The 22,206-nt window shown below is 68.4% G+C and carries 20 protein-coding genes; 8 read left to right on the forward strand and 12 right to left on the reverse strand.

All coding sequences use genetic code 11. From position 1 onward, the window contains the following. Nucleotides 1-30: 30 nt before the first annotated feature. The 3 genes from AC1DVZ_RS09005 (at nucleotide 31) to AC1DVZ_RS09015 (ending at nucleotide 1,881) form a co-directional block, all read left to right on the forward strand. Nucleotides 31-336 (forward strand): ArsR/SmtB family transcription factor, encoded by a 306-nt coding sequence (locus AC1DVZ_RS09005; protein ID WP_477617845.1) that lies wholly within the window; start codon nucleotides 31-33, stop codon nucleotides 334-336. Beyond that, on the forward strand, nucleotides 333-1,310 hold the full coding sequence (locus AC1DVZ_RS09010; protein ID WP_477617846.1) for a TIGR03086 family metal-binding protein: 978 nt from the start codon (nucleotides 333-335) through the stop codon (nucleotides 1,308-1,310). Before AC1DVZ_RS09005 ends, AC1DVZ_RS09010 begins: the two co-directional genes overlap by 4 nt. A 235-nt stretch (nucleotides 1,311-1,545) precedes the next feature. Then, nucleotides 1,546-1,881: a YciI family protein gene (locus AC1DVZ_RS09015; protein ID WP_477617847.1), complete on the forward strand. Its 336-nt coding sequence runs from the start codon at nucleotides 1,546-1,548 to the stop codon at nucleotides 1,879-1,881. A gap of 64 nt (nucleotides 1,882-1,945) precedes the next feature. Here AC1DVZ_RS09015 and AC1DVZ_RS09020 read toward each other — a convergent pair whose 3' ends face one another. From AC1DVZ_RS09020 to AC1DVZ_RS09030, 3 genes are all read right to left on the reverse strand, one after another. After that, nucleotides 1,946-3,565 carry an HNH endonuclease signature motif containing protein gene (locus tag AC1DVZ_RS09020; RefSeq protein ID WP_477617848.1) on the reverse strand — a complete coding sequence of 540 codons (1,620 nt, stop codon included), beginning with the start codon at nucleotides 3,563-3,565 and terminating at the stop codon, nucleotides 1,946-1,948. Between the two features lie 473 nt (nucleotides 3,566-4,038). After that, the gene (locus AC1DVZ_RS09025) at nucleotides 4,039-5,928 is read right to left on the reverse strand and encodes a S8 family peptidase (RefSeq protein WP_477617849.1); all 1,890 of its coding nucleotides are present in this window, start codon (nucleotides 5,926-5,928) and stop codon (nucleotides 4,039-4,041) included. Between the two features lie 149 nt (nucleotides 5,929-6,077). Beyond that, nucleotides 6,078-8,231, reverse strand: a complete 2,154-nt coding sequence (locus AC1DVZ_RS09030) for an MMPL family transporter (RefSeq protein ID WP_477617850.1) — start codon at nucleotides 8,229-8,231, stop codon at nucleotides 6,078-6,080. A gap of 299 nt (nucleotides 8,232-8,530) precedes the next feature. Here AC1DVZ_RS09030 and AC1DVZ_RS09035 point away from each other — a divergent pair, with 299 nt between their 5' ends. After that, complete coding sequence (locus AC1DVZ_RS09035; protein ID WP_477617851.1) at nucleotides 8,531-9,295, forward strand: hypothetical protein; 765 nt, start codon at nucleotides 8,531-8,533, stop codon at nucleotides 9,293-9,295. A 68-nt stretch (nucleotides 9,296-9,363) separates the two neighbouring features. Here AC1DVZ_RS09035 and AC1DVZ_RS09040 read toward each other — a convergent pair whose 3' ends face one another. Together AC1DVZ_RS09040 and AC1DVZ_RS09045 are read right to left on the reverse strand one after the other, a co-directional pair. After that, a complete protein-coding gene (locus AC1DVZ_RS09040) occupies nucleotides 9,364-10,230 on the reverse strand; it encodes a hypothetical protein (protein ID WP_477617852.1) in 867 nt (288 codons plus the stop codon). Further along, on the reverse strand, nucleotides 10,227-10,838 hold the full coding sequence (locus AC1DVZ_RS09045) for a hypothetical protein (RefSeq protein WP_477617853.1): 612 nt from the start codon (nucleotides 10,836-10,838) through the stop codon (nucleotides 10,227-10,229). The genes AC1DVZ_RS09040 and AC1DVZ_RS09045 overlap by 4 nt, the downstream gene beginning before the upstream one ends. Before the next feature lie 129 nt (nucleotides 10,839-10,967). Here AC1DVZ_RS09045 and AC1DVZ_RS09050 point away from each other — a divergent pair, with 129 nt between their 5' ends. Beyond that, entirely contained in the window at nucleotides 10,968-11,720 is a 753-nt protein-coding gene (locus AC1DVZ_RS09050) for a DUF5995 family protein (protein ID WP_477617854.1), read from the forward strand. A 77-nt stretch (nucleotides 11,721-11,797) separates the two neighbouring features. On the opposite strand, the gene AC1DVZ_RS09055 is transcribed toward AC1DVZ_RS09050, so the two are convergent. The 7 genes from AC1DVZ_RS09055 to AC1DVZ_RS09085 form a co-directional block, all read right to left on the reverse strand. Continuing rightward, complete coding sequence (locus AC1DVZ_RS09055; protein WP_477617855.1) at nucleotides 11,798-12,484, reverse strand: DUF4230 domain-containing protein; 687 nt, start codon at nucleotides 12,482-12,484, stop codon at nucleotides 11,798-11,800. A gap of 61 nt (nucleotides 12,485-12,545) precedes the next feature. Beyond that, complete coding sequence (locus AC1DVZ_RS09060) at nucleotides 12,546-13,271, reverse strand: SHOCT domain-containing protein (RefSeq protein ID WP_477617856.1); 726 nt, start codon at nucleotides 13,269-13,271, stop codon at nucleotides 12,546-12,548. An 8-nt stretch (nucleotides 13,272-13,279) separates the two neighbouring features. Further along, a complete protein-coding gene (locus AC1DVZ_RS09065) occupies nucleotides 13,280-13,660 on the reverse strand; it encodes a DUF898 family protein (RefSeq protein ID WP_477617857.1) in 381 nt (126 codons plus the stop codon). 65 nt (nucleotides 13,661-13,725) lie between these two features. After that, nucleotides 13,726-14,193 carry a hypothetical protein gene (locus AC1DVZ_RS09070; protein WP_477617858.1) on the reverse strand — a complete coding sequence of 156 codons (468 nt, stop codon included), beginning with the start codon at nucleotides 14,191-14,193 and terminating at the stop codon, nucleotides 13,726-13,728. A gap of 9 nt (nucleotides 14,194-14,202) precedes the next feature. Next, nucleotides 14,203-15,210, reverse strand: a complete 1,008-nt coding sequence (locus tag AC1DVZ_RS09075) for a DUF2510 domain-containing protein (protein WP_477617859.1) — start codon at nucleotides 15,208-15,210, stop codon at nucleotides 14,203-14,205. Nucleotides 15,211-15,423: 213 nt separating this feature from the next. Next, nucleotides 15,424-16,851 (reverse strand): nuclease-related domain-containing protein, encoded by a 1,428-nt coding sequence (locus AC1DVZ_RS09080; protein ID WP_477617860.1) that lies wholly within the window; start codon nucleotides 16,849-16,851, stop codon nucleotides 15,424-15,426. After that, a complete protein-coding gene (locus AC1DVZ_RS09085; RefSeq protein WP_477617861.1) occupies nucleotides 16,829-17,350 on the reverse strand; it encodes an excalibur calcium-binding domain-containing protein in 522 nt (173 codons plus the stop codon). The genes AC1DVZ_RS09080 and AC1DVZ_RS09085 overlap by 23 nt, the downstream gene beginning before the upstream one ends. 293 nt (nucleotides 17,351-17,643) lie before the next feature. On the opposite strand from AC1DVZ_RS09085, the gene AC1DVZ_RS09090 reads away from it, so the two are divergent. The 3 genes from AC1DVZ_RS09090 to AC1DVZ_RS09100 form a co-directional block, all read left to right on the forward strand. After that, nucleotides 17,644-19,845 (forward strand): FG-GAP-like repeat-containing protein, encoded by a 2,202-nt coding sequence (locus AC1DVZ_RS09090; protein WP_477617862.1) that lies wholly within the window; start codon nucleotides 17,644-17,646, stop codon nucleotides 19,843-19,845. A gap of 116 nt (nucleotides 19,846-19,961) precedes the next feature. Further along, entirely contained in the window at nucleotides 19,962-20,429 is a 468-nt protein-coding gene (locus tag AC1DVZ_RS09095) for a hypothetical protein (RefSeq protein WP_477617863.1), read from the forward strand. 48 nt (nucleotides 20,430-20,477) lie between these two features. Beyond that, the coding region (locus tag AC1DVZ_RS09100) for a DEAD/DEAH box helicase family protein (protein WP_477617864.1) at nucleotides 20,478-22,206 on the forward strand (1,729 nt) is incomplete at its 3' end.

Consider the following 22,206-nt stretch of genomic DNA (forward strand, 5'->3'; position numbering starts at 1 on the left):
GCGTTAGTGACGACTAACGTATTGGGTGTTGTGAATGATCCTCTCTCCGCCGCCGCCGAGCCGACCCGCCGCCGGATCCTGCAGCTCCTGGCCCGCGGGCCACGGGGCGTCACGGACCTGGCCGGCGAGTTTCCGGTGACCAGGTCCGCGATCAGCCAGCACCTGCTGGTCCTCGCCGAGGCTGGGTTGGTGGAGGCCGAGAAGGTCGGACGCACGCGGACCTACCGGGTCGTGCCGAGCGGGCTGCAGCGGTTGCAGGCCGAGATCGACCGGTTCTGGACGTCCGAACTCGACCTGCTCGTCGCTGACGCGCACCAGATGAAGGGAACCCCATGAGCTTCACGAAGTCCGCCGTACTGCCTGTCTCCCCCGACGAGGCGTTCGCGCTGATCACCGAGCCCGAGCGGCTGCGTCGCTGGCAGACCGTGTCGGCGACCGTCGACCTGCGCGCAGGCGGCTCCTACCAGTGGACGGTCACGCCCGGCCACGTCGCCGAGGGCACCTACCACGAGGTCGAGCCCGGCCGCAGGCTCGTGTTCGGCTGGGGCTGGGACGCCAACCCCGACCTGCCCAAGGACGCCTCCACCGTCACGGTGACCATCGAGCCGGTTCCGGAGGGCTCGCGGGTGACGCTGGTGCACGAGGGCCTCACCGAGGCGCAGGCCGCGATGCACGCAGAGGGCTGGAACCACTACTTCGAGCGCCTCGAGCGCCTCGCCGCGACCGGCGACGCCGGAGCGGACGAGTGGGCGTGGGCACCCGAGAACCTCACTCCGCTCGTCGCGGCCGAGGCAGCCCTGGCCGCCATCCAGCCCGTGCTGCGAAACCTCACGCCGGCCGACCGCCCGAAGCCCACGCCGTGCGCCGACTTCACCGCGCACGAGCTCGCGGACCACCTGCTCGGCTCCCTCGTGCAGCTGGGCGGCATGGCGGGCGCGACCCTGACCATCCCCGCCCAGGGATCGCTCGAGGACAAGGTGTCGGTGCTCGCCGCGCAGGCGATCGACGCGTGGCGCGGGATCGACCTCGACGGCACCGTCGCGGGCCACGGTGGCGCGGACATCCCCGCGATGTTCCTCGCCAGCATCCTGCCGCTCGAGCTCCTGCTGCACGGATGGGACCTCGCCCAGGCCTCGGGTCAGGACCTGCACGTCTCCGACGAGGTGGCCGGCTACATCCACGACCTCACGCGCGACGTCATCGCGCAGGGGCGGGGCAGCTCGTTCGCCGAGGAGCTGACGCCAGCGGCGGACGCCGATGCGGTCGAGCGGTTCGCCGCCTACGCCGGGCGCACCCGCATCCCCGCCTGATCGCTGTCCGCACGCGGGCCACATCGGACCCCATCGCGATCCACGCCCCGCCTGATCCCTGTCCGTACGCGGGCCGCGTCATGGACGCGACGTTGGCTCATCACGACCCCGCAGGTTCCGGCGGACAGTGCCCCGCCTGACCGCCTGTCACCTTCGGGCGCTTCACCACTCCCCACAACCGCACACCATCACCCTCGTCAACCGCGGCAGCGCCGCATTCCAAGGAGAACCAGTCATGAGCAAGTTCCTGTTCATCTACCACGCACCGACCACGCCCGCCGAGGCTGCGCCGGCAGACCCCGCCGAGATGGAAGCAGTGATGGGCCAGTGGATGGAGTGGGCCGGCCGCGTCGGCGACGGCATGGTCGACTTCGGCACCCCGCTCGCGGGCGGCGTCCAGGTCACTCCCGAAGGCACCTCCCCGAGCACCCGCGAGGTCGCCGGCTACAGCATCATCGAAGCCGCCGACCTGGATGCGGCCCTCGCCCTCGCCCAGGGTCACCCGCACCTCAACATGCCCGGCGGCTGCACCATCGAGGTGCACGAGGCCCAGCCCGTCCCCGGCATGTGACCGATCGGGCCTGCCCGTAGGCATGCTTCGCACCCCGCACGCACGTGCGGGGTGCGAAGCAGGTTCATGGTCGGGGTGGTGATCTGCCCTGCAGGTCGACGGACTCGTCACCCCTGTCGACAGACTCGTCGCCCCGGTCGAGGGGCTCGTCACCCCGGCCGATGGGCTCGTCACCGCTACCCACTGACTCGTCACCCCAGTCGACGGACTCGTCACCCCGGTCGACTGACTCGTCACCCCGGTCGACTGACTCGTCACCCCGGTCGACCCACTCACCATCCCCGCCCATGGACTCCTCACCCCGGTCGAGGGACTCGTTGCTCGCGTCGACGCACTCGTCACCCTGCTCAGTCGGGTGGCTGGCGCGCCAGTCCTCGAGCTGAACGTCGTAGGACCCGGGTGTGAGGTCCCACCGCACCAACGGGCCGTTCGGTCCGGTGACGACCTCGCCGGCGTAGCGGTTGTTGTGCACGATCGTATGGTGTCTCTGGCACAGGAGCGCGCCGTGGTCGATGTCGGTCGGGCCGCCGTCGGCCCAGTGAATGAGGTGGTGCGCGTCGCACCAGGTCGCGGGCTTCGTGCAGCCCGGGAACGTGCAGTGCCGATCCCGCAGCCACAGGTGGCGAATCTGGGCAGGCGTGTAGAGCCGCACGGCCCGGCCCTGCTCGAGAATCTCGCCGTCGGAACCCAGCACGGCGGGAATGATCTCGGCATCGCAGGCCAGCCGCCGCATGGTCTCGATGGACAGGGGTTCTCCCTCCACCGTGAGGCCAGCCCCACGACAGGTCTGCTGCAGCTCGGCCAGGCCGATGGTCACGACCAGGCTGGTCTTGGCCTGGCGGGGCACACCCTCCGGGGCGCTCACGGCCCGCTGCACCAGCTCGACCACCGCGTCCGCCCGGCGCGCGCTCGGCGTACGCGGGTCCCGCTCCTTCGTCTCAGGGTCGGGCTGCGGCTTCGCCAGCGCATCGACAGCGGCGTCGACGATCGCGGCGCCCTCGGCGTCCAGCAGCATCGTGTAGCGCCACATCCCCATCGGGCCCTTGCCCTTCACGAAGGACCGATGCGCGCGCTTCACCTCCGCCTCGTGCTCGATCAACCGGTCCGGTCGCATCATGTCGGCCGTCCAGCGCACCCCGATCGCGAGCGACTTCTCTGACATCGCGCCATGGCCCCGGGCCCCCTGCAGAAGGTGCTGGGTGGCGTCCTCCAGCTGGGACGGATCGGCCATGCCCCGGACACCCTCGTGGAACCGCACCAGCATTGCCGCCTTGCCCACCGGCAGCGCATTGGTCGCCTCCGGGTCCCGTCCCTCGGCGACGGCTTCCTGCACCCCGGCGAGCCGCAGCTCACCGGAGGCGCCCGCAACCGTGTCCAGATCGGACAGCAGTCGCGGACTCAACCCCGGCGCCCGCATCCGCGCCCAGTCCTGAGCACCCCACCCCTCGCCCACCCCGAGCCCACGGGACTTCGCCTCCGCCAGCACCGCCGCCAGGTGCGCCTCAGTGCTCGCATGGAGCTGGCCGAGGATGGTCATGGCCTCCTCGACCTCGCCGTCCGACAACACCCACAGCTGCCCCGCCCCGGCGTCGGCCAACGCATCGCGCGACTCCCGGGCAGCATCCAGCACCGGCCGGGCGTGGGGTGCCCGTCCTCGCGTCGTGCCATCGGGTGCGATTGCCATGACCCCAACGTTAGAGGGATCCACTGACAGCCCAACCAAGGACCGCGATCACGAATTCGCTTGCTGCTCAACACTTTTCGACCAGATGGCCAAGCATTCCGCAACGGCGCCGATACGGTGCCGATACGGCGCCATATCGGCACCACCCCTCCACGGGTCGGCCGAATCAGGGCCGGCGCCGCGCCCCTGGCACCCGGATGTGGACAACATTCGGCTCAGAGCGAAACAGTGCAGTCCCCCACCACTTCGCCGACCGCGCGCCTCATCGCCGCATCGCCGATCACCGCATCGCCTCGTCGCCGCAGCCCCCCACCACTGCGCCGACCGCGCGCCGCATCGCCTCGTCGCCCCCCCAGCGCATGCCAAGGCGCGGTATGCCGAGTGGTCGCCCACCCGGCATACCGCGCCCTTGTCCTCGCGGACTGGAGCCAGCCCGCAGCCGGCTCAGCCCGGCAGCTCAGCCCGAAGCGGGCTCAGCCCTTCTGCAGCTGGGCCACGTGCAGCGTCACCATCCGCCCGCCGACGCTGTCGGAGTCGAGCGTGTCGGGGTCGGAGACTGCGTAGTTGCCGACGACGTCGAACGTGTACGTGCCGGCCGCCGTGACAGGCACCTGGACGGTCGCCGTGCCGGCCCCTGCGGTGAAGGACTCGGTCGAGGTGCCGATGACGGCCCCCGAGGGGTCCTTCACCGTGACCGTGTAGCTCGTGCCGTTGATGCCGACCGCCGCGAGAGAGGGGTGCGACAGAGACACCTTGAGTGACGTGACACCCGCCGCGACCGGTGCGGTGTAGGTGTGGCTGTCCGTGCCGCCCACCGTGGCGCGCGGGCTGTCGTAGGTCCAGAAGTCACCGCGGGCGACCTTCCAGCCGTCCTCGGCCAGGACACGGGCGTCAGCCTGCGCGCTGGCGCGGGCGAGGTCCTTGGCCCAGCTGCGACTGCTGACCAGGGCGACGGCCTTGTCGAGGTTCGCGTAGCCGTAGCCGATCTGCCAGAACGGCAGCGTGCCGGTGTCGTCGTCGTTCGTGACCGGGCTGGCCGTGGCCTGCAGCGCGAGCCGCACCTGGTCGGGGGTCAGGGCCGGGTTCGCCTGCTTCAGCACCGCCGCCGCCCCCGCGATGTGCGGCGACGCCATGGACGTGCCCGACGCGGTGGTGTTCTCCCCAGGCGGGCACGGGCCGACGACGGTGCCGGTCGTGTCGCACGTCGAGGAGATGTCGACGCCCGGCGCCGTCACGTCGGGGTGCACGAGGCCGATGCGGTCCCCGGTGTAGACAGTGTGGCCACCGGCCGTGATCCCGGTCGGCTGCGAGTTGTCGTGCGTGAGGCCGTTCGACGAGAAGTCACCACGGTGACGGTCCACCGAACCCGCCGCCACCGAGATCACCCAGGGCGACTGGCTGAACGGGTTGAGGCTCAGCTCGGCGTTCTCGGAACCCGAGTTCCCGGCCGCGAAGACGACCGTGACTCCTTGGTCCACAACGGCTTTCGTCGCGACGGCCACCGGGTCGCGCGGGTCGAACTGGCGGTAGGAGTTGCCCCAGCTGTTGTTGACGACGTCGATGCCGAGCAGGTCGGGCTGGTCGAGCATGTAGTCATAGGCGGTCACGACGGCCGTCGTGAACAGGACCGCGCCGATCGCGAAGCAGTCCAGCTCCGCGTCGGGTGCCACGCCGTAGCGCGAGCCATCCGTGACCGAGCTCGAGTCGGCCGCGATGATGCCCGCAACGTGGGTGCCGTGCCCCGACCCCAGATCGGTGTTCGAGTACGGCCCTTGGTCAGCCGGCACGACGAGTGTGGTCGAGGAGTCGGCGGGCAGGTTGGCGTACTCACCACTGACGAGCGAGACGTTGTGCTTCACGCGGTGCGCGAGGTCGGGATGCGTTGCGTCGCAACCGGAGTCGACAACCCCGACGGTGACGCCCTTGCCCGTGAGCCCCTTGGCCCGCAGAGCGGCTCCGCCCATCGCGTCGGATGAGGTGGTGTCGAGCAGCTCGATGTTCTCGTCGGGGTACACGTCGTTCGCCGTGCCCGTGGTCACCGCCGACCGGAACTGAGCCACCGTGCCACTCACCAGCGCGAGCGGCAGCCGCTTCATCGGCTGCACGGTGAGGCCGAGCGCCTTGAGGGCGGTCACCTGGGTGGCTGTGGGTATGCCGTCGAACGTCGCGATCGCGCGCCCGCTCGGGGTGCCGTTGTCGAGCAGCCGGGCCAGGCCCGGGGTGCCTCCCCCTCCGTCAACAGCAGGGAGGGTGACGGTGGTCGCGGAAGCCGCACCCGCGGCATACCCGCCGGAGACGACCAGGGCCAGGGCGGTCGCGCCGGTGAGCGCGGCCTTGGTGACGCGGTGGGACGTGCGAAGCATGGTTCCTCCACGGAGCAGTAGGTGAACCGTTAACGCGACGCACAGCCCCGGGGTTACGCGAGCCGTTCGCGCGGCTCACCGACGCCCGTGCCCACAACCAAAGCAGGGGTATGCCGCGGGGCCGGGCCCCGCGGCCTACCTCACCTTGCTCAGTGGGCGGGCTGGAGCGTGTCCTGCGTGGCCTCAGGCTCCTCCGCGGCGGTCGGCGTCCCCGCGTCGAGCGAGGCGTCGCGCCTGGACAGCGCACTGGGCCACCACATCCGCCCGCGCACGTCGAGGTTCAGCGCCGTCACCAGGACCGAGCGGACCACGAGCGTGTCGAGCAGGACGCCGAGGGCGACGGCGAACCCGATCTCCGCGAAGGTGACCACCGGCAGGGTTGCCAGCACGGCGAACGTCCCCGCGAGGACCAGTCCGGCCGAGGTGATGACGCCACCGGTCGCGGCGAGCCCGACGAGGGCACCACGTCGCGTGCCGATCTCCTTGGCCTCCTCGTGGACGCGCGTCATGAGGAAGATGTTGTAGTCGATCCCGAGCGCGACGAGGAAGACGAAGACGAACAGCGGCAACGACGAGTCCGCCCCGGCGAAGCCCAGCACGTGCCGGAAGATCAGCGCCGACAGGCCCATTGCCGCACCGTAGGACAGGACGACCGTGCCGATCAGGATGAGGGGCGCGGTGATCGCACGCAGCAGCAGCACGAGGATCAGCAGCACGACGGCGAGGATGAGCGGGATGATCCGCACGTTGTCGTCGGCCGACGCGCGCAGGGTGTCGGCACGGGTAGCCGTGTCACCACCGGCGATCGCATCGGCCCCGGGGACTTCGGCGATGGCGGTGCGGATCCGGTCGACGCTCTGGGTGGCCGCGTCGGAGTCGGGCGCATCCGTGAGGGTCGCCTGGATCAGCGAGAGGTTGCCCTTCGTCACCGGGTCGGCGACCGAGGAGACACCCTCGACCGACTTCAGGGTGGTCACGACCGTGGCGGCCTGGTCGGCGTTGGCGAGGATCATGACAGGGGAACCGGAGCCGGCTGGGAAGTGCCGGGCCAGGACCTGCTCTCCCACGACGGATTCCGGTGTGCCGTAGAACGCGTCCTTGTTCTGCAGCCCGACCGCGTTGAGCTGCAGGACGCCGAGCGAGGCCACGGCCAGCAACAGCGAGGTGACCACCCACGTGCGCCGCGGAGCCCGCGCGATCCGGGCGCCGATGCGGGCCCAGAAGCCGTCACGGGCGTGGTCGTCGGAGCCGTAGGACGGCCGCACCGGCCAGAAGATCCAGCGCCCACACACGACGAGCAGCGCGGGCAGCAGCGTCAGCATGACCAGCAGGCCGACGGCGACGCCGATGGCGGCGACCGGCCCCAGTCCCTTGGTGGAGTTCATCGTCGCGACGAGCAGGCAGAGCATGCCGGCGATGACCGTGGCGCCCGAGGCGAAGATGGCGGGCCCGGCGCGGTGCAGCGCAAAGGCCATCGCCTCGTGCCGGTCCTCGTGGCGGCGCAGCTCTTCTCGATAGCGGGCGACGAGCAGCAGGGCGTAGTCGGTCCCCGCGCCGAACACGATCACGGTGAGGATGCCCGAGCTCTGCGCGTTGACCGTGAGCGTGTCGTCCTTGGCGAGGAAGTAGATGACGGCCTGGGCGACGAAGAGGGCGGTGCCCGCCGAGAGGACCGGGATGAGCCACAGGACAGGGCTGCGGTAGGTCAGCAGCAGGATGATGATGACGACGGTCATCGCGGAGTAGAGCAGCTTGCCGTCGATGCCCGAGAACGCCTCGGACGAGTCCGCGGAGAAGCCGACCGGACCGGTCACCAGCATCGACAGCCCGTCCGGACGGTCCTGGGCGATCGCGCGCAGGTCCTTGACGGTCGCGCCGAGCGAGTCCCACCCGGCATCGCCCGCATCGATCGGGACTATCACCTGCAGCGCCTTGCCGTCCTGCGACGGGATCGGGCCCACGGAGTCGTTCTTGACCGGCTCGAGGGCGTTGAACTTGGCGACCTGCTCGGTGACCGACTGGGTGTCCGCCGGGGTCAGCCCGGCGGGCCGCTCGTAGACGATGACCGCCGGGAACTCGTTCTTGCTCTGGAACGCCTCGATCTGCTTGACCACCTGGGTCGACTGGGCGTCGGCCGGCAGCCATGCCACGGCCTCGTTGTTGAGCGCGCCCTGCAGCTTCCCCGCGGGTCCGAACGCCGCGGCCAGCACGGCCAGCCAGAAGACGAGGACGAACCACTTGGTCACCTTCGATGACGGGAACCACGCCAACCGCCCGACGTCCCCGATCCGTGTCTGTGCCATCGCTGTCGCCTCTCCCCTACCCGGTGTCGCACCTCCCAGCTCGGCGCAGATCCGTTCCACCGTAAGCCGCGGTCATGCTGTCGTACAACGGTTTTCGGTGTAGGTGAGGTGGGTCTCAGGGGTTCGTCAGGGGTGACCCTGAGGCGCTTTCGGGCAATACGGGACGTATGCCGCGTGGCTGGGTCCGCCCCTCGGGGACGCGTGGACCGCGCGTCCGTCTCGCTACGCACTATGGCCGACCCGAGCGTGCGCCCGTTGCCCCTAGCGTGGGACGAGCGGCCTCACGGAGAGGGGACATCATGGCCAGCACTCTCGCCGTCGACGGGCGGTGGGACGACCAGCACACCCCGACGTACCTCGAAGAGCTGCTCGAGACCCTCCGCGTCGTGGGGGTCGTGGGCATGGGGTGGGGCCTGGTGTGCATCGGGCTCGGCAGCCGGCTCGCCATGTTCGTGCTCCGCGTCACCTCCCCCGACTACGTGCGGGGCGTGCGCAGCGACGACGACTTCATCATCGGACGCTTCACGTTGTCCGGCACCTACAACCTTGCCGTCCTCGGGGCCGCCTTCGGAGTGATCGGCGCGGCCGCCTACATCGCGGTGGCGCCGTGGCTGATCGGGTCGCCCGGCTTTCGCCGGTTCACGGTCGCCCTCACCAGTGCCGCGATCGGCGGGTCCGGGACCATCCACTACGACGGCATCGACTTCCACGTCCTCAAGCCGCAGGCCCTGGCCCTCGGGCTCTTCCTCGCCCTGCCGTTCCTCTTCGGCTACGGCGTCGCGACCCTGGTCGACAAGGTCGCGGACCGGGACTCGTGGACGCGCCGAGGCAAGACGGCGTGGGTCCTGCCGCTGGCGCTCTTCGTGCTGATTGTGGCCAACCCACTCTGGGCATTCGTCCCGATCGTCGCCGCGATTATCGCCGTCCTGCTCCCGGTGCGCCGACTGTTCCACCGCCCGATCGCGTCCTCGCCGGCCGGGACCCTCGCCGCGCGGACGTTCTACTTCGCGATCGCCCTCTACAGCTTCTCGCAGCTGGGCATGGACCTGGCCGACTTCGCCTGAGGACGCCGGTCTGTCCTCGAGGGCGCTGGTCCGTCTTTTGCGCTGGGCGCCTTTGCGCTGGGCGACCGCTACTTGCTGGACAGAGACCGGGCCGACCGTGCGCGGGGGCGTTCGTGTCGACCCCGACTCGCCTGACGGTCCGGGTCCCGCACCGCTGAGGCGATCGAGGCCGCGAACAGCCCGACGAAGCCCACTCCCATCACCCAGGTCAGCGGACGGTCCGTGAAGAACTCGTCCCTCGCCCGCACCACGGCCACGAGGACCAGGGCGAACATCACGAGCTGCACGCGCCGCATCAGCCGCACTGCCTCCCACCGGTCGTCGACCAGCACCCAGAGCCCGGCCGCGCCCAGGCAGAACGTCGCACCGACAACACGAGAAGTCAGCGGGGTGAGCGGCCACGGCCAGACGGTGATCGCCCACGCCGGCGCGGCGAAGAGGACCAGTCCGGTGACAAGGGCGAGCCCTCCCAGGTCGGCCACGAACCGACGGGTCACGCGCCCGAGGCGAGAGGCGTCGGGAGCCGGCTGAGCGGCATACCGCTGGTTGGTGAGCCAGGCCGCCACCACGAGGAAGGGGGCGGTGAAGTAGAGGGCGGCCCAGAGCCAGAAGGCGACCTTCGCGTGGGCGAACTTGTCCCAGTGCACGATCGTGGCGACCCCGAGCAGCGTCGCGAACAGGGCGACCGAGACGAAGCCCGCACGCACGGCTGCCCAGTGGCGCTCGACGAGGAGCACGCGCAGGAAGAAGTAGCAGCCGCCGAGGTAGGCCGACGCCAGGAGCATCGAGGTCATCTGGGCCTGGATGGGCCACGACCAGAGCCGGGCGGTCTCGCCGGGGAAGCCGTAGAGCAGGGCGAAGGCCACGAGCAGGAAGGGCGCGATGAACGCGGCGAGGGCGCGGGTGGTGGTGAGCAGGCGGTCGTCGCGAGTCATGCCGGCACCCGCGAGACGGAGTCGAGCAGGGCCGCGTAGGAGGCCACCAGCGCGCGCCGTTCGGCGGCCAGTCGCGGGTCGGCGAGGTCGCACCCACCGGCCACCCACGCGTCCGAGAGGTCCATCGCCTCGGCGCGCCATCGGGCGGCTTCGCGCATCCTCGACCGGGGCGCCGAGTAGACGTGGGCGTAGAGCTCGACCAGGGCGTGTTCGAGCTGGGGGCGGGTCGCCGCGTCGTCGCGCTGGTGGGCCCGGTGGACCCGCCACCACTCGACCTCCAGCTCCGAGGCCCGCTGGGGGTCGAAGCTCAGGTCCGAGTGCGCAAGGACGAGCTGGTAGAACCGCCGCATCGAGGCCCGTGCGGCGTCAGGATCGTTGTGCGGCACCGGTGCCCACGCCTTGTTGGCGCGCAGCACGTGCCACGCCGCGACGAAGGTCAGCCGCGGTCCCAGGCCGAAACCCTGGTCGACCATGCCGACGAAGGCCCGCAGCGCCGGTCCCCACTCGCGTCGGTAGTAGCTCGCCCACGCCTGGGTCTCGAGGCGCCCGAGGGCGACGGGGTCGAAGTCGCGAGGACTGTGGCGACTGAGACTGTGTCGACTTGCCACGCCGCACCTGCTTCCGGGCCTGTGGCGGCCGCCGCAGTTGCTGTCGACCGTCGGMACTTGAGCGCTGGCCACCCGCCAGCCCTGAGCCCGATACTAGAGCGCGCAGGCCCATCCGGTCAGGGGGTGCAGATGCCCGAGCGCGACATCGCCACGGTCGTTGCGGCCATGGATGCCCGGCTCGTCCGGATGCCTCCCGAAAGGACCGCGCGGCGGCTGTTCCTCGAGACCTATCGCCGGACGACGCTGGCCGTGGGCAAGGCGATCGCGGACGCGCAGTTCGAGGACCCGGAGTGGGTCGAGCGGTGGGACGTGGTGTTCGCCGACCTCTACCTGGACGCGCTCGACCTCGACCTCGCGGGCAGTCCTTCGGTCCCGCGGCCGTGGCGGCTGGCCTTCTCTGCGCCTGAGTCCCTGCCTGCGTTGCGGCACGTGTTGCTGGGCATCAACGCGCACATCAACTACGACCTGCCGCAGGCTCTGTTGGCCGTGATCAGTGACGCGGAGTTCGCCGACCCGCTGGTCGTTGCGCGGCGGGCCCGTGACCACGAACGCATCGACGGCGTGCTGTCCGGCCGCGTCGCCGCCGAGGACGACGAGCTGGGGGTCGTGTCGACGCGGACTCTCGTCGATCGGGTGCTGCAACCGCTGAATCGCTTGTCCTCCAAGCGATTCCTGCGCGAGGCGCGACAGAAGGTGTGGCACAACACCGTCGAGCTCCAGCAGGCGCGGCTCCAGGGCGAGGAGGTGTATGCCGCGCGGCTGGCAGAGCTCGAAGTGCTCAGCGCCGCCCGCATCGCGGATCTCTTGGCGCCGGGTCAGGTGTTGTTGCGTCTGGCCGTGGCCGGGTTCGGCGTCACCCTCCCGCCGCCGTCCGTGACGTAACAGCTGCGGACGCGGGCCGGCGCCTGCGGGTCAGGGTGGGTCGGGGCGATCAGCGCGGGTTAGCCCGGGTCAGCGCGTCAGCGCGGGTCTTCGTCGTAGGTGATCGTGACGTTCGTGTAGCCGAGCGAGCCGAGCAGGCCGCGAAGCATCTTGCTCGTGTTCTCCTTGGCCTGGTTGGTCAGCAGGTCCTCACCGGTGGCGGCGGTGGTCATCTGGCTGATCGCCTTGAGCTGGGCCTGCCGCTCGAGGTCCGACCCCTTGAACCTGTTGACGAGGCCCTTCTCGTGACTGACCACATAACTCGTCTGCAGGTCGAGCTGGGGCTTCCCCGCGGTGGGTGCCGGCAGCTTGATCGTCACCGACTTGGCGTCCTCGGAGACGACGACCCGGCTCTTGTCGAGCTCGCCGAAGTCCACGATCGCGTCCACGTCGCCCTTGCCGACATAGAGCACCCGCTCGCCACTGACCCAGTCGGGCAGGCGGTTCGTGTCCCTGTCGAGGTCCACCACGGTCTCGTAGTGCCCGGTCACCGCGTGGTACTCGCTGATGTCAGTGAGCGACCTGAGCACCGGCGAGCCACTGCGGTCCGTTGTCTCGTCGCCGAACGGGTTGAGCGAGGGCCGCCAACCGGCGAGCATACCCACGGCACCGGCCAGCAGCGCCACGATGACGATCGCCCCGAGCACTGACGTGATCAGCCCGAGGGCGGGTGGCAACCGGAAACGGCGGCTACGGGTGGTCGACTTGTCGGACAAAGCGCTCATGCTTGGAACCGTATCCATCCCGGGCCCGGTACAGCGACAAATCGCCCGCGCCGGGCAGGTGCTACAGGCGGCCCAGGACCTCGGCCTTCTTAGCGGCGAACTCCTCTTCCGTGACGATGCCGGCGTCACGGAGCTCACCCAACCGACGCAGCTGATCGATGGGGTCCGGCGCCGCGGCCTCGATGGCCTGGACAGGCTGTGTCGGCAACTGCCGCGTGGGGATTCCGGGGATCTGGACCCCGGTGACCTGCCCAACGTGTCCCACGAGATGCGTGTTCTCGTGGCGGTGGGTGTTCTGGTTCCTCTGGACCGCCAGCCGGGCCTGATGAGCCGTGTCGTTGATGATTCGTTGGGCCTCACGGCCGTCGGGGATGTCCTCCATCGTCACGACCTCGATCCCGTGGGTCCGTTGGACGTGCACCAACACGGAGAAGACGCCTCTGGCCTTCTGCGTCATCGACTGACGCACATCCACATCGACGACGGCTGAGATCGGGACCTGTTGCGAGTCCGTCCTCAGGGCGCCCTTCTCGAAGAAGAGGTAGTGCGCGGTCAGTCGAAACCTGCCTGCACCGATCCCGGAAATGGGCCGCCCCACGGATCGCCAGATGGCGTCGGGGTCGCTCACAGCGGAGGTGTCGACGAGCCGACCGAGTGCAGTTGCACCCGCGCGGGGCGCGGACGACTGAGGGGCGGCGTCGTGGAAGTGCTCGGTCCAGACTTCGCCGTCCCAGTAGCGCTGTCGCCCGCCTTCGACGGGATACCAGCCGGCTGGTGCGTTCGCCATGCCGACCCTCAGAACTGGGTCAGCTGGTGGTGGGACGGAGCGTCCATCGCCACGCCGCTCTGGCCAGCGTGGGAAGCGGCGAAGTCAGTGTGCTGCCACTTCCAGGCTGCGATGCGGGGGCCGACCCAGAAGAGGTAGATCCCCAGGGTGATCACCGACAGGAACAACCACTTGATCCAGTTGCCGAAGAGGCCCATCGCGGAACCGGTGAACTCCAACGGCTGTCCGTCGATGTAGGAGTGCTTCACGCCCCACCGCTCGGTGAGCACCAAGGCGAACGGATAGCAGATGCCCAACGTGCAGACGGTGATGAGCACACCCAAAATCGCGGTACCGAAGTAGGTCGCGGCGCCGCCATCGAAAGTGAATCGTCCTGAGTTCCGTGCCATCGTTTTGCGTGTCCTTGAGGTTGTTGCGAAGCTGGACAAAGAAAGCTGGGTCGAGCGGGTTTTGGCTATGGACAGTCCTCAGCGAGTTTGACGGAGCTGAGCAGCACGACGGTCTCGATCGGGACCTTTGCGCCGGCCTTCGGCTTCTGAGAGCAGACCTTCCAGTTCGCGTCATTGACCTGGAACCGATCCAACCCAGAAGCATCCTCCTGGTCGAGCACATAGGACCCAAGGCTCTGGAGAGTGTCCTGAGCGAGTTGCAGGTTCACTCCGACGAGCTTCGGCATCGCGAAGGTCTCCGGAGTCGACACGACCTCGGCCGGGGTGGCCGCTGCCGGTTCTGGAGCTACCGCAGCTGGAGCCGGAGCGGCGGCGGCCGACGGGTTGACCGTGACCGTCTCTCGGATGACGGTTTGCGTGACCGTGGTCGCGGGTGCGGATGCGCCTCCGCTGCAGCCTCCTACGCCGACCGCACCAAGGACGGCACAGACCGACAGAGCTGCAAACCGAGCGCTACGAATTTCGATACTCATGTGGTCGACCTACTTCCTGACCATGGACCAGCGGCCATCCGCCGTGATCGTCACGACCGATGGACCCTCGATGAGCGGCACGACGCCCTTGTAGCTGCCGATTTCGTTGACGGCCAGGTTGGGCATGAGACCACCCATCTGGATCACTGCGAAGTTGGAGGAGCCCTTGTGGGAGATGGCCCAGTCGGAGCTGTCCCCGTCGTAGCGAAACACCCTGTCCCCCGTGCCGGTCGCCGACTTCGGCAGGGCGGGCGCGGACGAGACGGGCGCGATGCGAATGGTCCAGCTTCCGTCAGCACTGATCTTGATCTTGGTGGGGTCGCCGCCGAAGTCGTTCATCCCATACGCGGTGACACCCGAGTAGTTCCCGATCTCATTGACCAACAGGTCCCCGGTGGGCTGGTTGGACGAGTCGAGAACCGAGGCGGCAACGTTCGAGGATCCCTTGTGGGTGAACGTCACGACCCCCGACAAGGCGCCCTTCGGAAGCTTCACGATGGCGTCCCCGCGGCCCTTCTTACTGATGGGGGCAAATGATCCGTACGTCTCGTTGTACGGGGCCAGCAGTGCAGCGGCCTTCGCCTTCGCCTCAGCAGCCGCCTTCGCCTTGGCGTCAGCCGCAGCCTTGGCCTTCGCCGCGGCATCCGCCTTGGCCTTCGCGTCAGCTGCCGCCTTCGCGACGGCAGGATCAACAGGCGCCTGGGTCGTTGAAGACGGTGACGCCTTGGGCGCTGCGGGGGCCGCCGACTTCTTCGGCGTCGTCGAAGCGGACACCGGCGTCGTGGCATCGTCCGGAGTGACGGCCGCACCGAAGAGTGCAAGCGCTATAACCGCCGCCGGGATGACCACTCGCTTCTTCTTGAACCAGGCCCTCTTGGCGACGCCCGCGCTGAGGGCGGGAGCAGCCGCATCGGCTGCCGCGGTGGTGAGCGGGGCAAAGTGATCGGTCCACTGCTCCCCGTCCCAGTAGCGCTGGCGGCCGTCGTTCTGCGGGTACCAGCCCGCGGGCGTGCTCATCTCGTCTTTCCTCCATGACTTTGTCGGCCGACTGTGCGGATGCGGCCGTCTGAATGCCCGAATTGGGGGGCTTGCCCAGAATCGTGCAGGTCAGCGCCCTGCGGTAGGGACCGTTGGTCCCTCGGTATTGGCGTTCGGCCGATTGTCGGATCGGCCGAAAGTATGAGAATTCGGCTGTAACCAGCAGAAAGCGTGCAGATGCCCTGTCATAGCTCAGTCGCGGTTGGCCGCGGCAGCGATAGCCAGCGCCATGGCCCGTCCGCGATCATCGCTGATCCCGAGATCTGTTCTTGCCACGACCACATAGGTGTCGGCACGGGCCTTGACTGCGTGGTCGCCCGTCCCGAGGGGCTGGCCCGCGGCGATCCACACTGCGGTCGCCTGGTCATAGCTGGCGTCGTAGGCCGTGCCGTACACCGCGCGCCGCTGTTTGATTGACGTCTCCAACTGAGTGTCGTAACGCGTGTGTCCGGCGCTCATGCGGATTGTCACCAACACCGTTGAGGCATCGTCAAGCCTTGTCCCCCAAGCGCATCCAGTGGAGACGACGACGGGCTTTACCGACCGGCCAATGATCCTCGCGATCTCCGCCCCGCTGGCATCAGCGCAGTCTGGTGGACCTACGGGTTTCGCCACGGCCTTGGGCGCCGCCTTGGTCGGCGTGGCAGTCGGCTGCTTCTTCAGGCCGGACGCCGGTTTCGCCGCCGCAGTCGGCGCACCAGGTTCCGTGGCAGGGGCCGACGGCGTGCCCACAACTGGCGGCTCGGCCATGTGCTCGACGCCGGACGTGAGCCACGACGGGAGGACCTTGAGAAGGATCAGGAAGATGCCCACCATGAGCCCGGCAACGACAATGCGACCCAACACGGAGGCGGCCCGTCTGCCGAAGGATCGCCTTGCTGCCGAGCCGCCGCTTATCCGTGAAACGCGTTGAGGGTCAATGGCATTTCGCGATCTTCCCGCCCGCATGGCACCTCGCGGCGCCTTGCTGGTCGCCAGTGTGGCGCGCCCGATCGCCGCGAGGAGCTCGGGATCGGTGGTGGTCGACGGAAACTCCGTCATGAGTCGCGTCGAGAGTTTGGTGATGGTCTCCCCATCCATGCGCGCAGTCCGCGATGTCAGCCAGCCCGCGAGTTGGCCAGTAGGAACCACCCACACACCTCGAACCTGCTGCGGCTCACCGAAGCGCTGGGCATCGGCACCCGCCAGACAGATGACGGGGGTGACCGGTGCGCCGAGAATCTCGGCCATGCGGGCTCCCATTCCGTGCACCTTCGCCAGCTGCTCGTGCATGCTCTGGTGGTTCCGCGTGCCATCAGCACCGAATGAATGACGGTAGAGGCTGCCCTCCCACTCGGTCACGTGACCGGACCAGTTCTTCGCGTCGATCAGCAGTACGCCGGCAGGTCCAGCCACCAAGTGGTCAAGGTTCGCCTCAGACAACCCCGGACGGAGCAGACGGTCATGCAGCACCGTCCAAGCGCCCCCAAGGCCTGCCAAAGCTTCGGCCACGCGTCGCTCGCCCTCAGCACCAGCCGCCCAGGCACCCGCGGAGTCGTCCCCCCGTGCCGCCAGTTCGCGCGCTCGACGATCCGCGCTACCTCCCTCAAACCCCACGCTAGTTCTCGCAGCCCACGCCATCGCCGTCGCGGTCGAGCTTCCGGCTGTATCCAGGATCCCCGACCCGAATGGGAGCTGCGCCGGCAGCCCGGGCGGCGTCGCAGTTCTCGTAGTAGACCGAAGCAGACGCTTCGGCGGCGGCCTGGGCCTGCGCGGCGGCCTCAGCTTTGGCTGCCGCCTCCGCCTGAGCCTTCGCGATTGCAGCGGCTTTGGCCTTCGCGATTGCCGCTGCCTTGGCCTTGGCGATTGCGTCGGCTTTGGCCTTCGCTATCGCGGCTGCCCTGACTTTCGCCTCAGCCTGCGCCTTGGCTGCTGCGGCAGCCGCGATGAGCTGGGCATCGGGCGTCGGCGACGCCGCGGAGGTGGTGCTCGACGTCGGCGACTTCGACGACTGTGCGTCCACCAGAGCAACGGGTCGGCGATCCTCGCTCCCTGCGTCCTGAGCCGCTCCACATGAGCCAACAGTGACAGCGGCCAGCATGGCGACAAGCACCATCGAGGCAGTACGCGAAAACTTCATGGGATCCCCTCCGCAACGTGGTCTGGAGCGGAAGTTAGCCCGCAGCCGGGGGCATATCTGGAGATTCGGATGTTTCTGGCCTAACGGACGACGGCACGCGGCGCGTCGCTGCGACACGCCGTGGGCGGATCGTCCTAACGGACATGTTTCCGGGAGGAATGCGACACCACGGCGGCCCGGGTGTCACTCTTCACTGTCGTCCCACCAGCCTCCTGCCCCCCACGATCCCCCCGGACATAACTGTGCGCCTTCTGCCTGCCTCCCTCGCTGTCCTGGCCATCACTCCTGTCTTCGTGGCCCTCCCCACCGTGTCGTTCGCCTCGACCGACACGCCCCATCCCGTTGCCCCCCGCGTACAGTCCACCGCGGTCCGCGGCGTCGACGCGGCAGCGAACGGTCAGCTGCGTCAACGCCCCACCCTTCGCGCCGGACACGCCACCAGCACCCTCACGCCGGTCCAGGAGCGGTCCCGGTTCACGGTCGCCGGTGTCTCGTGGGCGCGCACCACCGGGCTCAGCGCAGACGACGTCATCGTGCTGGTGCGTGTGCGCGAGGACTCCGGCTGGAGCGACTGGGAGACGCCCGGGGTGACCGACGAGGGTCCCCAGGGCGGGACCACCGAGGCAGCCATGGCCCGTCTCGGCACGAACCCGCTCGTCACCGACGGCGCCACGGCGATCCAGGTGCGGGTGGACACGACGAACGGGCAGCCACTCCCCGACGTCCGTGTGACGACGATCAACCCCGGCACCTCGTCCGCCGACGACGACCTCGTCCCGCACACGCCCGCTGCCTCCGCGTCCGCCGCGGCGACGACGCCCACGATCATCACGCGCAGGCAGTGGGGCGCCGATGAGTCGCTGCGCGGGTCGACGACGTACAACTCAACGGTCAAGGCGATCACGATCCACCACACGGCCAGCTCGAACGACTACACCGCTGCCACGGCCGCCGCCCAGATCCGCGGCATCTATGCCTACGACACCAAGGGCCTCGGCTGGTCCGACATCGCCTACAACTTCCTCGTCGACAAGTTCGGCCGGATCTACGAGGGCCGTGCCGGGTCCATCACCCAGGCAGTGCGCGGGGCCCACGCAATGGGCTTCAACACCAACACCATGGGCGTCGCCGCACTCGGCAACTACGAGACCACTGCTGCCCCAGCCGTCATGGTCGACTCCCTCGCGAAGGTCGCGGGTTGGAAGCTGTCGCAGTACGGCGTCGACCCGACCGCCACCACGAAGCTGACCTCCGCCGGCGGGACCGGCACCAAGTTCGCCGCCGGCGTGGTCGCCACCCTCTCCACCGTCAACGCGCACCAGAACACGTCGTACACCGCGTGCCCCGGCAAGAACCTGTACCCGCTGATGGCGACCATCCGCAGCAAGGCCGCCCTCTACGCGAAGTACTCCTCGACCGCCGGACCGGCGCCGGTCACGACGGCGAACCTTTTCGCGGCCTACGGCACTCTGACCCTCGCCTCCGGCTCGACCGGGTGGGCGGTCCGAGACCTCCAGCTCGAGCTCAACAAGCGCGGGTATGCCGCGGGCACTGCAGATGGTGCGTACGGCTCGACTTCGCTCGCTGCCGTGCAGCGCTTCCAGAAGGCTGCGCTGCTCACCATCACGGGCAAGGTCGCTGCCAACGACTGGCGTGCGCTGTCGGGGCTCAGCTACACGAAGACCGGCGCTCCCCCACCGCCGTTGCCCCTCAAGGCGATTGTCGGTTTCAACGCCGACGGACGCGGCGACGTCATCGGCCGGACCACGCCCGGCGACCTCTACTTCTACCCCGCCAAGGTTGGCGGCATCGGGACGCCGGTGCGTATCGGCAGCGGCTGGAACGCCTACCGCCAGGTCATCTCCCCCGGCGACCTCAYCGGCGACCGGTTCGCCGACGTCCTCGCCACCACGTCCACGGGCGCGGCCTACCTGTTCAAGGGCAACGGCAAGGGCGGCCTGCTCGTTGGGAGCACCCTGCTTTCGCGCTCCTGGTCGGCGTACACCGACATACTCACGCCCGGCGACTGGACCGGCGACGGCAAGCCGGACCTGTTGGCACGCAAGGCCAATGGCGAGCTCTGGATGGTGGCGGGCAACGGCAAGGGCGGGTTCTCCAGCACCTGGCGGCGGATCGGCACCGGCTGGCAGATGTACGCCCAGATGATCACGCCAGGCGACGTCACCGGAGACGGGCGCGTCGACCTGATGGGCCGCACGCCCGCGGGCAAGCTCTACCTCTACAAGGGCACCGGCGTGGCCACTGCCACCGCGACCGGATACCTGCCCGGCGTCCTGGTCTCGTCCGGTTGGCAGGTCTTCAACACCGTGCTCTCGACCGGCGACCTCACCGGGGATGGCAAGGCCGACCTCATCGCCCGCACACCCGCCAACGTCGACTACGTGTATGCCGGGACCGGCAAGGGCGCCTTCGCGGCACCCAAGCGCTTCACCGCCCCCTGGGGCGCCACGACAAGAATCACCGGAGTCCGCTGAGCCGTCAGTCCGAGGTATGCCGCGTGGTCACGCGGCCTGCACAAGCGGCACCCCTTCGAGCCAGCGCATTTCGGGATTGACCGGACATTGCCCCACCCGCCTGGCAAGCTGCCCCCGTGACGGGGAACGAGGAAAGCTTGCTGGAAGGCTTGTATGAAAGCCTGATCACTCGCGGACTCGACTCCAGACTGAGCAGCACTGACGGCCAAACGGTCGACCATGCATCGATCGACGAAGCTGATGAGCCTGAGGTCCTGGCTCGGCACGTGCGGGCAGTTGCCCTCCGCGCACTCCGGAGTGAACGAAACCCGGAACGCCGGCTCGCTCTGGTCAACGCGATCATCGAGCGCTTCGGCGACGCCGAGGAGCTCTTGTCGGGCGTTCCTCGCCACCTCATGTCTGTCAGCAGTCATGTCATGCCGGGCATGCCTGCCCGGGCATCTATTGAGCGGCCTTCCACTCCGCTGTCTGATGCCGCCCTGCTGACAAACGCCCAAGGCGAACCGGGAATGGGACACGAGGTGCGCGCCGAGCTGGCCAGCGCCGACCGCGTGGACGTCATCATGGCCTTCGTCAAGTGGTAGGGGCTGCGCCTGTTCGACGACCGACTCAAAGCTCTGCACGACCGCGGGGTGCCTGTTCGCATCATCACCACCACGTATATGGGTGCGACCGAAAGGCAGGCGCTCGATCGACTAGTGCGTGATTTCGGTGCACAGGTCAAGGTCCAATACGACGCTCAGCGAACCAGACTCCACGCCAAGGCATGGTTGTTCCGCCGCAACACCGGCTTCGACACGGGCTACGTCGGCAGTAGCAACCTGTCCCGCGCAGCCATGCTCGATGGCGTTGAGTGGAACGTTCGACTGTCGTCTATCGCGACCCCCGCCCTGCTCCAAAAGTTTGGTGCCACGTTCGACAGCTACTGGAACGACAGCACTTTCGAGACCTATGACCCGGACAACGACCGCGACCGGCTCGACGACGCGTTGGCGGAGGCTTCCGGCAACAAGACCCATGACCGTGTAACGCTCACGCTGTCCGGGCTGGAGGTTCGGCCCTACCCGTACCAGCAAGAAATGCTCGATCAGCTCGAAGTCGAACGGGTCGTGCACGGGCGACACCGCAACCTGGTGGTCGCCGCCACCGGGACCGGCAAGACCGTCGTGGCAGCGCTGGACTATCGCCGCCTGGTCGAAGTTGCGCCAGCCCTGCCACGACTCCTCTTTGTCGCTCACCGACGCGAGATCCTGCAGCAGTCCATGCGCACCTATCGCGAGGTTCTCAACAACCCGGACTTCGGCGAGTTGTACGTCGGTGGCGCGCGGCCGGAGCGCTGGGAACACGTCTTTGCGTCTGTTCAGTCGCTGACGTCCTACGACGTCCAGAACATTCCACCTGGCTCGTTCCAGGTCGTGGTGGTCGACGAGTTCCATCACGCACAAGCGACTACCTACCGCCGGATCCTCAACCACCTCAATCCCCGCGAGCTCTTGGGCCTGACGGCGACCCCGGAGCGCGGTGACGGACTGGACGTGCGGACCTTCTTCGATGGCCGGGTCGCAGCTGAGCTTCGACTGTGGGATGCGCTCAAGGCTGATCTCCTCACGCCGTTCCACTACTTCGCAGTCGCAGATGGGGTCGACCTCACCCGTGTGGACTGGAAAGCTGGCGCTTACGATGCCTCTGAGCTGTCAAACCTCTTCACCGGAAATGRCGCTCGGGCCCGCATCGTTCTGAAGACCGTCCAGGACAAGGTCGCCGACTTGTCATCCATGAAGGCCCTAGGGTTCTGTGTCTCGCGGGATCACGCCCACTACATGACCCAGGTTTTCAACGACGCAGGCATCAAGGCCGCGACCGTCCTGGGCGATACTTCGTTGGGCGACCGTGATGGGGCCATCGCGAATCTTCGGAATGGATCGGTCCAGGTCGTCTTTACCGTGGATGTTTTCAACGAGGGTGTTGATATCCCTGCCATTAACACGGTGTTGTTCCTTCGACCCACCGAGAGTTCGACGGTATTTCTCCAGCAGCTCGGACGAGGACTGCGTCGGGCGAAGGACAAGGCAGTGCTCACGGCGCTGGACTTCGTAGGTCACCACCGCAAGGAGTTCAGGTTCGACCAACGCTTCCGTGCGATGACCGGCAGTACTCGCGCGCAGCTTGTCCGCGACATCGAGCACGGCTTCCCGTTCCTGCCTGCCGGTACGGAGATTGTGCTTGACCGACAGAGCCAGGAGCTGGTGCTTGAGAATGTGCGAACTCAGGTAGCAAAGCGCTGGACAACGATCGCCTCTGAGTTGCGCGCTCACCCCACGAACAGCCTGAGTGTCTTCCTTACGGAGTCGGGCGTTGAGC

The sequence above is a fragment of the Pedococcus sp. P2_E5 genome (assembly GCF_056403895.1).